This window comes from Kribbella sp. NPDC049584 (genome assembly GCF_040675555.1).
Taxonomy (GTDB): Bacteria; Actinomycetota; Actinomycetes; order Propionibacteriales; family Kribbellaceae; genus Kribbella.
This window is the reverse complement of sequence record NZ_JBFAPF010000013.1, coordinates 1-13,253: the sequence shown is the minus strand read 5'-3', so window position 1 is coordinate 13,253 and position 13,253 is coordinate 1. Positions and strand designations below refer to the sequence as shown.

The following is a 13,253-nucleotide window of genomic DNA, read 5'->3' as shown; positions in this document are numbered from 1 at the left end:
TCAAGTACTTGCCTGTTACGGGTGTTTCAAACGACTGTCGCCTGACAGTAACTGTCAGGTTTCGATGCTTGGTTTGCACCTATGAACGAGTGCTGCGCCGTCGTGGACCTGCGCCAGTACACGCTGCACCCCGGGCAGCGTGACACCTTGATCGAGACCTTCGACACGTATTTCGTCGAAGGTCAGGAAGAGACCGGGATGCATATCGCCGGTCAGTTCCGCGATCTGGACGATCCCGACCGGTTCGTCTGGATCCGCGGATTCCGGGACCTGCCGGCACGGGCGGAGGCGTTGAAGGCCTTCTACTACGGCCCGGTCTGGCGCGAGCACGCCGCGGTCGCCAATGCGACGATGATCGACTCGGACAACGCGCTGCTGCTGCGGCCGCTCCGGCTGGACGATCGCTACCCCGAGCGCGATGCGCCCCGGCCGCCGATCGGCAGCACCGCTCCCGCGTCGTCGGTTGTCGCCGGGGCCGTGTATCACCGCGGTTCGGCGGACGACGGGTTCGCCGAGTTCTTCACCGATCAGGTCGTGCCGGTGCTGACTGCCACCGGGGCCGCACCGGTCGCCGTATTCGAGAGTTTGGTTGCCGAGAACAACTTTCCGGCGTTGCCGTTGCGGGACGAGGTGGTGCTCGCCTGGTTCGCACGGTTCGCCGACGACTCGGCGTACCACGAGCATCGGCGCGCGCTGGCGGGATCGCGGGTCTGGCAGCAGCGCGTACTGCCGGAACTGGTCTGCCGGACCGCGGGGCCGGCACAGGAACTGCGGCTGCGGCCGACCGCGCGTTCTCACCTGCGTTAAATACGTTGCGAGACCTGGAGCCCCCGGGCATCCTGGTTTGACCGAGCGGCGGCGATCGCTGCCTGGACCTAAGGAGGGCTGACGGATGGCCATCACTGTGCTGCGGCATGTCCGCATCAGTTCCATCTCTAGGTTCAGGAGCACCCCAGTTGTCTTCAGAGTACGAACTCACCGATAACTACTTCCCCGATCTCGACTCCCGCTGGTCCGAACTCACCGGCGACGAGTCCCAACCAGATCCGGCTGACGCTTTCGTCTTCAAGTTCCACTCGGTCGACGAGCAGCTCGGTCCGGATCAGCGGTGGTCCACCTGGCTGGACGTCGAGCGCGGTTCTCGCGGCCCGGAACCACGCCCCTCATGGGTTGTGACGGAACAGGCTGCGATCGACACCGAGCTCGGCGTCCTCAAAACCGGTAAGGAAGCAGACGTCTTCCTGGTCGAACGGGCCGTCGAAGCCATCGGCGACAACCCGGCGAAGTCCTCGCTGCTGGCCGCCAAGCGGTACCGCACCGAGGAGCACCGGTCCTTCCACCGCAGCACGTCGTACGTCGAAGGCCGGCGGACCCGCAACAGCCGTGACAGTCGTGCCATGCAGAAGAAGACGGCACACGGCCGCAGCGTCGCGGCCGGCCACTGGGCGTACGCCGAGTGGGACGCGCTGAACCGGCTGTGGAAAGCCGGCGTCCCGGTGCCGTACCCGGTCCAGATCGACGGCATCGAGCTGCTGATGGAATTCATCGACGACGGTGAGGGCGGCGCCGCGCCACGGCTCGCCCAGGTCCGGCCGTCGAAGGAACTGCTCGGCCAGTACTTCGAGCAGGTCCGCGGCGGGATGCGTGAACTGGCCCGGGCCGGGCTGGCGCACGGCGACCTCTCGCCGTACAACGTCCTCGCCCAGGGGGACCGGATCGTGATGATCGACCTGCCGCAGGTGGTCGACATCGTCGGTAACCCCAAGGGCATGGACTTCCTGATGCGCGACTGCCACAACATGGCGACGTGGTTCACCAACAGGGGGCTGGAGATCGACGACCAGGAGCTGTTCGCCGATCTGCTCACGATGGTGTACTGATCGCCTCGCGCAGCAGGGGAACGAGTGGTACCAACCGGTCGGGGTAGGTGTCGACGAGACCGTCGAGATGATTGCCTGCCTCGACCCGCTGGTACGTGTGCAGCTCCGATCGACCCGCCTCGCGGACGAGTTCGGCGTACGCGTCGGAGTTGGCGCCGATCGGCAGCAGGCAGTCGTACGTGCCGTGGATCGTGAAGAGCGGGCGCTCGATCCTGCCGGTCAACGCGATCCGCTGGAGCGCTTCATGTGCCGCCGGGCGCCGGGCATAGTCGTACTCCGCTTCGTCGCCGGCGTACGTCGGATCGAGCTCCGCGGTGTAGATGCGCTGGGTCAGCCGCCAGTAGATCGTGTAGTGGTACTCCCAGAGGAAGTCCGACGCCGGATCGAAACCTGCTGCGACGACCGCCTCGGGTGACTGCTGCTCGTAGCCTTTGATTGCTGGGGGCAACGACATGAACGGGTTCGGGCCGTCGGCGGTCCACAGCGTGCCCTCGAGATCGACGCCGCGGGTGTAGAGCTCGGGATGGTTCTCGAGTTGCCAGCGGACGAGGTAGCCGCCGTTCGAGATGCCGGCCGCGATCACCTCGTCGGCCGGGCGTCCGTAGTGCTGCTCGACCGTCCCTCGGGCCGCGCGAGTCAGCTCGGTCATCCGTTCGTTCCACTCGACCATCGCGTCACCGGGCCGCTGCGAGCCGACGTAGAACTCGACGCCCGTGTTGCCCTTGTCGGTTGCGGCGTACGCGTGTCCGAGTGAGAGCACGTAGTCCGAGATCGCGACATCGTTCGCGTACTGCGTGCGTACGCCGGGCGCCCCGGAGACCACGAGTACGCCGCTCCACTCCTCGGGGAGGCGGATGACGAACTGCGCGTCGTGGTGCCATCCGTGGGTGGTGTTCGTCGACGACGTACTCGGGAAATAGCCGTCGATCTGGACGCCGGGCACTCCGGGCGGCGCGGGGAGACCGGCGTGGGTGGCACCCGCGTAATCGGCCGGATTCGTGTGGCCGGACACGGCTGTGCCGGTGGTGCTCAGGTCGTCGAGATGAGCGAGCTCCTCGTACTCCGCGCCCGGGACGGTCACGAGACTGCTTGGGCTGCGGCGCGGCCCGCCGTACGGCCGGTGAAGAGGCAGCCGCCGACGAACGTGCCCTCGAGCGATCGGTAGCCGTGGACACCGCCGCCGCCGAAGCCCGCAACCTCGCCGGCCGCATAGACGCCGGGTAGCGGGGTGCCGTCATCGCGCAGTACGCGCGAGTCCAGGTCGGTCTGCAGGCCGCCGAGGGACTTGCGCGTCAGGATGTTCAGCCGTACGGCGATCAGCGGGCCGGCCTTCGGATCGAGGATCCGGTGCGGTGACGCGACCCGGATCAGCTTGTCGCCGCGGTAGTTGCGGGCGCCGCGCAGCGCGGTCACCTGCAGGTCCTTGGTGAACGTGTTGGTCAGCTCGCGGTCCCGCGCGACGATCTGCCGCTCGAGGTCGTCGAGGTCGATCAGGTTCTCACCGGTCAGGTCGTTCATCCCGCGGACCAGATCGGGAAGGTTGCTGCGGACAACGAAATCGGCGCCGTTGTCCATGAACGCCCGCACCGGCGCGGTCGCCCCGCCGCGAGCCCGGCCGAGCACGCCCTTGATGTCCTTGCCGGTCAGGTCCGGGTTCTGTTCCTGGCCGGACAGGGCGAACTCCTTCTCGATGATCTTCTGCGTGAGCACGAACCAGGTGTAGTCGTACCCGGTCGTCATGATGTGCTCGAGCGTGCCGAGGGTGTCGAAGCCCGGGAACAGCGGCACCGGCAGTCGCTTGCCGGTGGCATCGAACCACAGCGACGACGGCCCCGGCAGGATCCGGATGCCGTGCATCGGCCAGATCGGGTCCCAGTTCTGGATGCCTTCGGTGTAGTGCCACATCCGGTCGCGGTTCACGTACCGGCCGCCGGCCTTCTCGGTGATGGCGAGCATCCGCCCGTCGACATGTGCCGGTACGCCGCTGATCATCCGCTTCGGCGGCTCACCCATCCGTTTCGGCCATTGCGACCGGACCAGGTCGTGATTGCCGCCGATGCCGCCCGACGTGATGATCACCGCCTGCGCCGACAGCTGGAAGTCGCCGACCTCGACCCGCGAGCTCGACACCCCACGCGGTACGTCGCTGGGCTCGAGCATCTTGCCCGCGACACCGTCGACGACCCCGGCCGTGACGGTCAGCTCGTCCACCCGATGCCGGAACCGGAACTCGACCAGCCCCTTCGCGACCGCCTCGCGCACCCGCCGCTCGAACGGCGCGACCAGGCCTGGGCCGGTGCCCCAAGTGATGTGGAAGCGGGGCACCGAGTTGCCGTGGCCGTCCGCGTTGTACCCGCCGCGCTCGGCCCAGCCGACGACCGGGAAGAACCGCACGCCCTGCCCATGCAGCCATGGACGCTTCTCGCCGGCCGCCCAGTCGACGTACGCCTCGGCCCATTGCCGGGCCCACTTGTCCTCGTCGTCCAGCCGGTCGAATCCGGCCGAGCCGAGCCAGTCCTGCAGGGCGAGATCGCGGGAGTCCTTGATGCCCATCCGCCGCTGCTCCGGAGAGTCCACGAACATCAGCCCGCCGAACGACCAGAACGCCTGCCCGCCCAGAGACGCCTCGGGCTCCTGGTCGAGCAGCAACACTTTCCGCCCCGCGTCGGCCAGCTCCGCAGTCGCAGCCAGCCCCGCCAAACCCGCTCCGACCACGATCACATCAGCGTCCATGTCGACCATGTATAGCGCACTTGCGAAGATGAGGCAGTGACGATCCTTTCTGCGCAAAACCTCGTACTTCCCGCAGCTTCGCTCGGTCCGGAGAACCCGCTCGCGCCGCTCCGGACGCAACGCGAACCGCATGTCGTCGAGAACATCGCCGACCTTCCGGACGAGCTTCGGGAGAACATCGAGTACGGCCGTCTGCACAGCACGCTCCCGTGCCTCGACCAGGACGGGTACGACCGCACCCTGGTCGAGACCTCGTTCCCGGCGCTCGTGCTCGAGAACGACCACCTGCGCGCGACCGTCCTGCCGACGCTCGGCGGACGGCTGTACTCGATCGTCCACAAGGCCACCGATCAGGAACTGCTCTACCGCAACCCGGTGTTCCAGCCCGCGAACCTTGCCCTGCGCAACGCCTGGTTCGCCGGCGGTGTCGAGTGGAACGTCGGCAGCACCGGCCACTGGACCGGCACTTGCGCGCCGATGCACGCCGCCCGCGTCGAAGGCCCGGACGGTACGCCGGTCCTCCGCCTGTGGGAGCTCGAACGCACCCGCAACCTCGTCACCCAACTGGACTTCTGGCTGCCGGCCGACTCCGAGTTCCTGTACGTCGGCGTCCGGCTGCAGAACCCGTCCGACGTCGAAGTCCCGGCGTACTGGTGGTCGAACATCGCGGTCGCGCAGACGCCGGAGAGCCGAGTGCTGGTGCCGGCGGACCAGGCCTGGCGGTTCGGCTACGGGAGCCGGCTCGATCTGATTGACGTCGAGACCGACCTCACCTATCCGATGCGGCATCCGCAGGCCGTCGACTACTTCTTCGAACCGCTGGCCGAGGAGCAGTCTTGGATCGCGTCCGTGGACGGTTCAGGGACCGGCTTGGTACAGGCGTCGACCGAGCGGTTGCAGGGACGCAAGCTGTTCGTCTGGGGACAGGGCGATGGTGGGCGGCGCTGGCAGGAATGGCTGTCGCCTGGTCTGGAGGGTGACGGGTACGCCGAGATTCAGGCGGGGCTCGCGCGGACGCAGATGGAGCACCTGAAGCTGCCAGAGCGCACTGAGTGGCACTGGATGGAGGCGTACGGGCGGCTGTCGATGGACGCCGGTGCCGCGCATTCCGAGGACTGGAAGACAGCTCGATCAGCGGGGGCCACTGCGTTGGCGGGGGTGCTGGACGGGTTGGCTGCACGCGAGGTCGACTGGCTGGGAGTTGTGGACGCTCCGCCGGTAGAACGCCTGGCGGTGGGGTCAGGGTGGGGAGCGTTGGAGCTGGCCCGGACGGGATGGGCGGTGTCGGCAGGTACACCGTTCGACGACGCCACGATGACCGCCCGGGAGCGGGCCTGGTTGCCCCTTCTCGAAGGGCGGCTGCCGGCGGTTGACGGCATACCGGATGGGACGTTGGTGGCCTGGCGTGAGCTGCTGGAAGCGGCCGAGGACAACTGGCTGGTTTGGTATCACAGGGGAGTCGCGCGGCATTACCACGGTGATGTCGACGGTGCGATCGACGCGTGGAAACGGTCCGGTGCGAACGCCTGGGCGCTGCGCAATCTCGGCTTGGTCACAGGCGAGTTGGCGTACTACGAACGTGCCGTCGAATTGCTGCCAGGCCTGGTTCCGTTGGTGGTTGAGGCGGTCGCGGCCGCCCTTGACTCGGACGTCGTACGGGCGGGGCGGCTGCTCGAGCATGCCCCCGACGACCCGCGGATCCAGCTCCTCCGCGTCCGGCATGCCCTGGAGACCGGCGATCCGGCCGCGGCACACGATCTGCTGGCCGCGGGTATCCAGCTGGCGACGGTCCGCGAAGGCGCGAATCCACTCACCGACTACTGGGTTGCCGCCGAACAGGCACTCGGCACAGAGCGGCCGGTGCCGCCGCAGTACCAGTTCGGAATGGGCGGAATCTGACAACTTCAGGTCAACTCTACCTCTAGCAACACCGCTCCACCGGGCTCTACCATGATGCTGTAGAAAGGAATTTGTCTTTACCTGGAACCGAGTGGAATCCGGTGGCGTCTCACCGGTGTGCGGCAAGGGCCGCGCGAGGCAGGAACGACAACAACGACCGCGTCGCTCGCGGGCGGCGCGTCGGGGGTGAGTGCCATGTTGACGATCGTTGTACTAGGTGGGTTCGGCCTGGTGCTGGTGGTTGCAGCCTTCATCGTGACCGACGTTCTGGCCGGAATCCGGCGGAACGAGCCCAGCAGTACGGAGGAGAAGACCGCGGGACGAGTGATCCGGGTGCGTGGCCCGGTCCGCGGCCAACTGGAGAGCGGTGCCCCGGCGGTCTACACCGAGGTCATCGTCGAGTACTACACCCGCCGGGGCGAGGGACCGTACGAGGTCGGCCGCAAGTTCCCGGTCGGGAGCAGGATTACTTACGCCAAGGGTGACCGGGTGATCGTCGCGTACGACGTCCGGACCCCCCGCCGGGCCCGCCTGGCCGGCCGGGTCAGCCACTGGCCGACCCTCGGCCCGTACGCGGCCGCGGTACCGCAGCCGTAAGTCGCCGGCCGCACCGCCGGCCAGAACAACCTGCTTGAGCCGCTACCGGCTCAAGCAGGGAGATGAGGGGCGAGCAGGTTGTACAGCACCGGCCGACCCTGAGCCAGCACGTACTCCGCCTCGGTCGTGGACAGTCGGTCCGCCAGATGAGCCAGCGACTCGCCCATCGCGATGCTGAGCGTGACGGCCAGGCGGAAGTCCCGCGAATCCCGCGCGCCGAACCGCGCCGCGAGCAGCTCCGCGAACTCCGCGGCGTGCTGATCGTCGAACTCGCCCGGCTTCGACTCCAGCTCCGGATCGCCGAGCCCGCTGAGCACGACCGCCTTGAACCCCGGATCGGTCCGGTGCATCTCCCGGAACGTGTCCAGCGTGACGTCGACCGCGGCCCGCCAGCTCGATACGTCGGCCAGCCGCTCGCTGACCGCCTCGGTGTAGCGCGCCTGGTTCCGCCGCTCGATCGCCTGGATCAGGCTGCGCTTGTCCGGGAAGTACCGGTACACGCTGCCGACCGCGATCTCGGCCCGTTTCGCGATCCCGCTCGTCGACGCCGCGTCGTACCCGCGCTCGACCACCTCGGCGCAGGCCGCGTCCAGGATCCGCTCGACCTGCCGGCTGGCCCGGTCCTGGGTCGGCGTCCGGCGGAGCGGATACGCCCCCGAAGTCACCATGTCGCACATTGTCCATCGTCCGGGGGGACAACGTTGCCACCTTCCTGTGACAGATTGCCCTCAATCGCAGTCGACGGAGGGGACGTTTTCGCATGCGCATCAGCAGAACCACGGTGGCCGGCCTGGCTTCGGTGGCACTCGCCGCATCCGGGGTCGCCGGTGGTACGGCGGTCACCAGACACGACTCACACGGCGGCGACAGCCTGCGGCTGAACCAGATGCAGGTGGTCGGCTCGCACAACTCGTACCACCGGGAGCTCAGCCCGAACGAGCAGAAGGTCCAGCAGCAGCAGAACGCCGGCTCGGTCGACCTCTGGTACTCGCATGCTCCGATCTCGCAGCAGTTGGAGGACCAGAACGTCCGCTCGCTCGAGCTCGACCTGTTCCCGGATCCGCAGGGCGGCCTGTACACGTATCCGCTGATCCGGAAGCTGACCGGACAGGGACCGCTGACCGATCCGGCGATGGCCAAGCCCGGGATCAAGGTCATGCACATCCCCGACTTCGACTACAACACCAACTGCGACACGTTCGTGCTGTGCCTGCAGCAGGTGAAGACCTGGTCCGACGCGCATCCGAGCCACGTGCCGATCGCGATCAACCTCGAACTGAAGCAGTCCGACCCGAACGTGGTCGCGGCCGGCGGGGTGGTCGCGCCGCCGTGGGACGCCGGCAACCTGGACAGCGTCGACACCGAGATCCGCTCGGTGTTCACGGAGAAGGAGATCCTCACGCCGGACGACGTACGCAAGCCCGGCCTGACGCTCGAGCAGTCCGTGCTGACCATGGGCTGGCCGAAGCTGAAGGACGTCCGCGGCCAGGTGATGTTCTACTTCGACAACGGCGGACCGGGCGCGATCCGCGACACCTACACCGCCGGGAAGCCAAACCTGGAGGGCCGGGCGGTCTTCACGCGCGGACCGGAAGGCGCGCCGGACGCCGCGGTCACCGAGGTGAACGACCCGCGCGGTACGGGCCAGGCCGAGATCCAGCGGCTGGTTCGCAAGGGCTACCTGGTGCGGACCCGGTCCGACGAGCCGATGGCGACGATCCGCGACGAGGACTACACGCGGCTCGGGATCGCCCTCGACAGCGGCGCGCAGTGGGTGACCACGGACTTCCCGGTCGCCGGTATGGCCGCTCGCTACGACAGCGACTTCGTCGCGAAGCTGCCGGGACATACTCCCGTACGATGCAATCCCGTCACCGCAACCGCGAAGACGGCCGTCTCGGAAGGGTGAGCTGAACATGTCGGAGCACTCGTCGCACACTGTCGATGTGAGTTGGAGCCGTGGTGAGTACGACTTCGCCTACGACAGCTACAACCGCGACCATGAGTGGCGCTTCGACGGCGGCATCACGGTGCCCGGCTCGGCGAACCCGAAGTACCTGGGCAACCCGGGCCCGGTCGACCCGGAGGAGGCGTTCGTGGCGGCGCTGTCGTCCTGCCACATGCTGACCTTTTTGTCGATCGCGGCCCGGAAGCGCCTGGTGGTGGACGCGTACGACGACCACGCCGTCGGAGTGATGGCACCGAACGCCGCGGGCCGGCTGGCGATCACACAGGTCACACTCCACCCGAAGATCGTCTGGAACGGCCCCGAGCCCGACGCGGAGACGATCGAAAAGATCCACCACCTGTCCCACCAGGAATGCTTCATCGCCAACTCAGTAACCACCGAAATCACCGTGGCGACCTGAGCCCGCCCGCCCTGACCCCACCCCGAGCGAAGCTCTGACCCCACCCCCGAGCGGAGCGAGGGCATCTTTCCTTCCTTCATTCCCTTCAGACAAAAACCACCCGCCGGACCGGCCTGAGCCTCGCGCAAGCGGCGTCAGGAAGGTCGGTGGGTGGTTTTGGGTGCACCTCTGTGGCGGTGCACCGGCAACGGATCCGGCGGCGCCTCGCACTGGGCGCCTCTGCGTTGGTGCGACTTCCGTGCGGTCCAGCTCGGTGGGCAGGACCGTGCGGCGCGCCGCCGGGATCCGTTCGTCCGGTTCGCGCCTTACTGCTCGGCGGCGGCGTCGCTCCGGTCGTCAGTGGCCTGGTTGTCGACCGCCAGCAGGTCCTCGAGCTCACGGACCTGCTCGTTGGCCATCGTGGTCATCAGTCGGTGGATCGTCATGCCAGTGAGACGCGGCCGGTGCGCAGGTATGACGGGAATTCCCGATGTGACCTGAGCCACTACTTCTCGTCGAGCCCGTCCAACCGCAGCGGGACGAGCTTCCGGGCGTCGTCGTACGACGTGCCGGTCAGCTCGAGCAGGTCGACGATCGTGGACCGGAGCTGGCCCAGTACGACGACCGCGGACAGGCCGGTCGGCAGGGGCATCACCGCAGTACGGCGGCCGAGCTCGCCCAGCACGCGGTGGGCGGCGACCTCGGCGGCCGGCTCGAACAGGGATTCGGCGATCAGGCGGGTGCCGTCGGCGAGGCGCTCGAGCAGCATCGGGTACTCCGCCGGCATCGCCTCGTCCCGCCACACCGACACCGCGCACCGCCGGACCAGGACCCGGATGTTCCGGATCGCGCGATCCAGCGGTACGACGAGATCGGCGATCTCCTGGACCCGCCCGCGGTGCCGGCGGCGGAACGGCGACAGCCGGACGACCGCGACGCCCTCGTCGGCTGCGCTGCGCAATTCGTCGAGCCGGGACTCGCTCGACCGGGCGCGGCGGAGCGCATCGGTGAGCGCTTCCTCGTCGCGGGAGCGGAGGCCGTCCGCGGTCTCGATCAGGATCTCGGCCAGCTCACTCAGTACGGCGGAAGCTTGCTGCCGCGGACGCCTGATCGCGGCGGCCGGGGCGATCGTGGCCGCGGCCAGCGCGACGAGGCCGCCGAGGACCGCGTCGAGCCAGCGGCTGAAGCCCGCGCCCGGGTTCGGAAGCAAGGTGGTGACGATCGCGGCCTGGACACCGGCCTGGGTGGTCATCAGCGTGCCGGCCCCGAGCAGTACGGCGACGCTCATCGCGAGCGCGATCACGAAGATGATCTGCGGGATGCCGGTGCCGAAGACGCGGACGAACAGGTCCCCGACACCGACGCCGACCGCCACGCCGACCATGACCTCGGCTACCCGGCGGAGTCGCTGGCCGAAGCTGAAGCCGAGGCAGACCATGGCGGCGACCGGCGCGAAAAACGGTTGCTTGTGGCCGACGACGTACCGGCCGAGCGCCCAGGCGACCCCGGCGGCGAGGGCGCACTGGGCGATGAAGAAGGCCCGGCTGCGCAAGCGTTCGACGCGTCGGCGGATCGAGGCACGCGACCGCTGGGCTGCGTGCGGCGCGATGTCGTCGCGCAGTTCCCGCAACTGGTCCAACGTCAGCCTGACCGGATCCACCTGCCCCATTCTGCGTCGAGCTTGATTCCATGGCTTGCGACGCGCCAAGGTTGCCCCATGAGTGACGACAACCGTGAGGACTACGGCAGCTACTCCGTAGACGACGAGGATCAGCTGCAGAAGGAGGACACCCTCAACGACCGGGGTGTCGACGATCTGCTCGACGAGGGGTACTCGCCGCCGGAGAAGTGGTCCGCGGGCGAAGGTTTCGGCACGACCGCCGACGAGGCGCTGCAGGGCGAGACGCTCGACCAGCGGTTCGCCCAGGAGGTCCCGGACACCGACCCGTACGCCGAGGACGGCGAGGACGTCGGCGGCCCGGAGGTCGGCGTGGTCCGCACCGGGCGCCTGGTCGCCCCCGACGAGGGCGCGCACGGCGACGACGACGACGAGCTGTTCGCTGAGGATGTCGGCATCGACGGCGCCGCGGCCGGAGCCGAGGAGGCGGCCGTGCACCTGGTCGACGACGAGGACAACTTCGAGCTCGAGGACGACGACGAGGAAGACCTCGAGAGCTACGACGACGTAGACCTCGGCGACGTCGGGGACCCCGAGGACTGACCCAGGAGCGTCGCTGGCGGGTTATGTCACCGATGACGTCGTACTTCGCGCTACCGACGACATAACCCGCCAGTGAGCTAGCGTCGGGTGACGCTGACCACCGAGCCGTGGCGCGGGACGAGGGTGACGTTCTTCGCCTGGGGCGGCTCGGGCCTCGGGTTCGGGGCCTGGAAGTTGTAGGCGCTGAGGGCTGCCCGGAGGATCTCGGTGCCTTCCATCAGCGAGAAGCCTGCGCCGATGCAGCGCCGGGCGCCGCCCCCGAAGGGCATCCAGGTGCCGGGCGCCGGCGGGTCGTCGGACAGGAACCGCTGCGGGCGGAACTCCTGCGGCATCGGGAAGTGCTCCGCATCCCGATGGACCAGCCCGATCGCGGCCATGATCGTCGTTCCGCGGGGGAGGCGGTAGCCGGCGATGTCGGTCGTCTCGGTGAGGCGACGGCCGACCTGGTACACCACGGGATGCACCCGCAGCGCCTCCTTGACCATCGCCTCCAGCTCGTCGTCCGCGCCGGCATCCGCGGCCCGCTGCCCGAACGCGAGATCCTCCGGCCGCCGCGCGAGCTCGTGGAACGCCCAGGCCATCGCGGTCGCCGTCGTCTCGTGCCCGGCCAGCAGCAACGTCACCAGCTGATCGCGTAGCTCGACGTCGGACCAGTTGCCCGCAGCAAGCAGTCGGGAGAGTACGTCGTTGCGCCCGGCGAACGTCTCGCGGCGCTTCGCGATCTCGTCGTACAGGATCTCGTCGACCTTGCGCTGGGTGTCCAGGTACGTCTTCCACGGCCGGATCCGGAGCAGCGGCGGGTAGAAACCGCCGAGCATGATCACCGGCGACACCGAGACGATCTTGTCCATCAGCGGGCGCAGGGTGTTCAGCCGGTCGATGTCGGTCACGCCGAAGATCACCTGCAGGATGATCTCGAGCGTCAGGTTCCGCATCCGCTGGTGCACCTTGAACGGCTTGTCCACCGGCCATTTCGCGACCTCGGCCTGGGCGAGCTCCAGCACCATCCCGGCGTATCCGCGCAGTGCCGCGCCGGAGAACGCCGGCATCAGCTGCTTGCGCATCCGGACGTGGTCCTCGTCGTCGAGCAGCAACAACGAGTGCGAACCCATGATCGGCTCGAGCACCGTGTTGCCCTCGCCGGCGTGCATCACCGCGGGCGGGCTGCCGAACACCTCGCGGATATGGTCCGGCCGGCTCAGTACGACGCACACCCGGCTCGACGGCACCAGGCGGATCGTGAACACGTCGCCGTACTTGTCCCGCATCCGCGGGAAGAACGTCCGGCGGTGACTGGCGAACAGCACGGTCTGGACGAGCGTCGGGAGCTTCGGGCCCGGCGGCAGCGTGCGGGCCGTCTGCCGGTCGAGGGTCCGGGAACCGAGCAAGGGTGTCGGAGCCATACCTTCACGCTACGTCAGGCGGGTGAACGCCGGGCATCGAACGCGACAAGGGCTGCGACGGTCCGCTGCAACTCGCCACAACCAGCCGCGCCCGGCTCCGCTGAGCGGGGCGGGGCGCGGGTCGGGGGGGGGATGGGGAGAACAAACCGCAAAACAACACTCACCAACAACA

The 13,253-nt window shown here is 68.3% G+C and carries 12 protein-coding genes; 7 read left to right on the top strand and 5 right to left on the bottom strand.

From position 1 onward, the window contains the following. Positions 1 to 81 precede the first annotated feature (81 nt). Positions 82 to 807, top strand: coding sequence for an NIPSNAP family protein (locus AB0J62_RS34145; protein ID WP_363880226.1), 726 nt, complete (start codon positions 82 to 84; stop codon positions 805 to 807). 149 nt (positions 808 to 956) lie between these two features. Next, positions 957 to 1,880, top strand: a complete 924-nt coding sequence (locus AB0J62_RS34140; protein WP_363880224.1) for an RIO1 family regulatory kinase/ATPase — start codon at positions 957 to 959, stop codon at positions 1,878 to 1,880. Here AB0J62_RS34140 and AB0J62_RS34135 read toward each other — a convergent pair. Together AB0J62_RS34135 and AB0J62_RS34130 are read right to left on the bottom strand one after the other, a co-directional pair. Further along, complete coding sequence (locus AB0J62_RS34135) at positions 1,864 to 2,961, bottom strand: tannase/feruloyl esterase family alpha/beta hydrolase (RefSeq protein WP_363880221.1); 1,098 nt, start codon at positions 2,959 to 2,961, stop codon at positions 1,864 to 1,866. The two genes, AB0J62_RS34140 and AB0J62_RS34135, sit on opposite strands and share 17 nt — an antisense overlap. After that, positions 2,958 to 4,613: an FAD-binding dehydrogenase gene (locus AB0J62_RS34130; RefSeq protein ID WP_363880218.1), complete on the bottom strand. Its 1,656-nt coding sequence runs from the start codon at positions 4,611 to 4,613 to the stop codon at positions 2,958 to 2,960. Before AB0J62_RS34130 ends, AB0J62_RS34135 begins: the two co-directional genes overlap by 4 nt. A gap of 36 nt (positions 4,614 to 4,649) precedes the next feature. Here AB0J62_RS34130 and AB0J62_RS34125 point away from each other — a divergent pair, with 36 nt between their 5' ends. Together AB0J62_RS34125 and AB0J62_RS34120 are read left to right on the top strand one after the other, a co-directional pair. Next, the gene (locus tag AB0J62_RS34125) at positions 4,650 to 6,512 is read left to right on the top strand and encodes a DUF5107 domain-containing protein (RefSeq protein WP_363880215.1); all 1,863 of its coding nucleotides are present in this window, start codon (positions 4,650 to 4,652) and stop codon (positions 6,510 to 6,512) included. A gap of 195 nt (positions 6,513 to 6,707) precedes the next feature. After that, the gene (locus tag AB0J62_RS34120) at positions 6,708 to 7,109 is read left to right on the top strand and encodes a DUF3592 domain-containing protein (RefSeq protein WP_363880212.1); all 402 of its coding nucleotides are present in this window, start codon (positions 6,708 to 6,710) and stop codon (positions 7,107 to 7,109) included. 50 nt (positions 7,110 to 7,159) lie between these two features. Here AB0J62_RS34120 and AB0J62_RS34115 read toward each other — a convergent pair whose 3' ends face one another. Further along, on the bottom strand, positions 7,160 to 7,777 hold the full coding sequence (locus tag AB0J62_RS34115) for a TetR/AcrR family transcriptional regulator (RefSeq protein WP_363880209.1): 618 nt from the start codon (positions 7,775 to 7,777) through the stop codon (positions 7,160 to 7,162). Between the two features lie 92 nt (positions 7,778 to 7,869). Here AB0J62_RS34115 and AB0J62_RS34110 point away from each other — a divergent pair, with 92 nt between their 5' ends. Both AB0J62_RS34110 and AB0J62_RS34105 read left to right on the top strand, forming a co-directional pair. Next, the gene (locus AB0J62_RS34110; protein ID WP_363880206.1) at positions 7,870 to 9,018 is read left to right on the top strand and encodes a phosphatidylinositol-specific phospholipase C1-like protein; all 1,149 of its coding nucleotides are present in this window, start codon (positions 7,870 to 7,872) and stop codon (positions 9,016 to 9,018) included. Positions 9,019 to 9,055: 37 nt separating this feature from the next. Continuing rightward, positions 9,056 to 9,478 (top strand): OsmC family protein, encoded by a 423-nt coding sequence (locus tag AB0J62_RS34105; RefSeq protein WP_363880203.1) that lies wholly within the window; start codon positions 9,056 to 9,058, stop codon positions 9,476 to 9,478. A 484-nt stretch (positions 9,479 to 9,962) separates the two neighbouring features. On the opposite strand, the gene AB0J62_RS34100 is transcribed toward AB0J62_RS34105, so the two are convergent. Then, the gene (locus tag AB0J62_RS34100) at positions 9,963 to 11,126 is read right to left on the bottom strand and encodes an FUSC family protein (RefSeq protein WP_363880200.1); all 1,164 of its coding nucleotides are present in this window, start codon (positions 11,124 to 11,126) and stop codon (positions 9,963 to 9,965) included. A 48-nt stretch (positions 11,127 to 11,174) separates the two neighbouring features. On the opposite strand from AB0J62_RS34100, the gene AB0J62_RS34095 reads away from it, so the two are divergent. Next, on the top strand, positions 11,175 to 11,678 hold the full coding sequence (locus tag AB0J62_RS34095; protein ID WP_363880197.1) for a DUF5709 domain-containing protein: 504 nt from the start codon (positions 11,175 to 11,177) through the stop codon (positions 11,676 to 11,678). 77 nt (positions 11,679 to 11,755) lie between these two features. Here the strand turns inward: AB0J62_RS34095 and AB0J62_RS34090 are convergent, their stop codons facing one another. Next, positions 11,756 to 13,081: a cytochrome P450 gene (locus AB0J62_RS34090; RefSeq protein WP_363880193.1), complete on the bottom strand. Its 1,326-nt coding sequence runs from the start codon at positions 13,079 to 13,081 to the stop codon at positions 11,756 to 11,758. Positions 13,082 to 13,253 lie beyond the last annotated feature (172 nt).

Excerpts from the sequence above, each read along its gene's own strand:
- AB0J62_RS34095 (WP_363880197.1), top strand. The coding sequence starts at position 11,175 with ATGAGTGACGACAACCGTGAGGACTACGGCAGCTACTCCGTAGACGAC.
- AB0J62_RS34100 (WP_363880200.1), bottom strand. The coding sequence starts at position 11,126 with ATGGGGCAGGTGGATCCGGTCAGGCTGACGTTGGACCAGTTGCGGGAA.
- AB0J62_RS34120 (WP_363880212.1), top strand. The coding sequence starts at position 6,708 with ATGTTGACGATCGTTGTACTAGGTGGGTTCGGCCTGGTGCTGGTGGTT.
- AB0J62_RS34130 (WP_363880218.1), bottom strand. The coding sequence starts at position 4,613 with ATGGACGCTGATGTGATCGTGGTCGGAGCGGGTTTGGCGGGGCTGGCT.
- AB0J62_RS34115 (WP_363880209.1), bottom strand. The coding sequence starts at position 7,777 with ATGGTGACTTCGGGGGCGTATCCGCTCCGCCGGACGCCGACCCAGGAC.
- AB0J62_RS34090 (WP_363880193.1), bottom strand. The coding sequence starts at position 13,081 with ATGGCTCCGACACCCTTGCTCGGTTCCCGGACCCTCGACCGGCAGACG.
- AB0J62_RS34110 (WP_363880206.1), top strand. The coding sequence starts at position 7,870 with ATGCGCATCAGCAGAACCACGGTGGCCGGCCTGGCTTCGGTGGCACTC.
- AB0J62_RS34145 (WP_363880226.1), top strand. The coding sequence starts at position 82 with ATGAACGAGTGCTGCGCCGTCGTGGACCTGCGCCAGTACACGCTGCAC.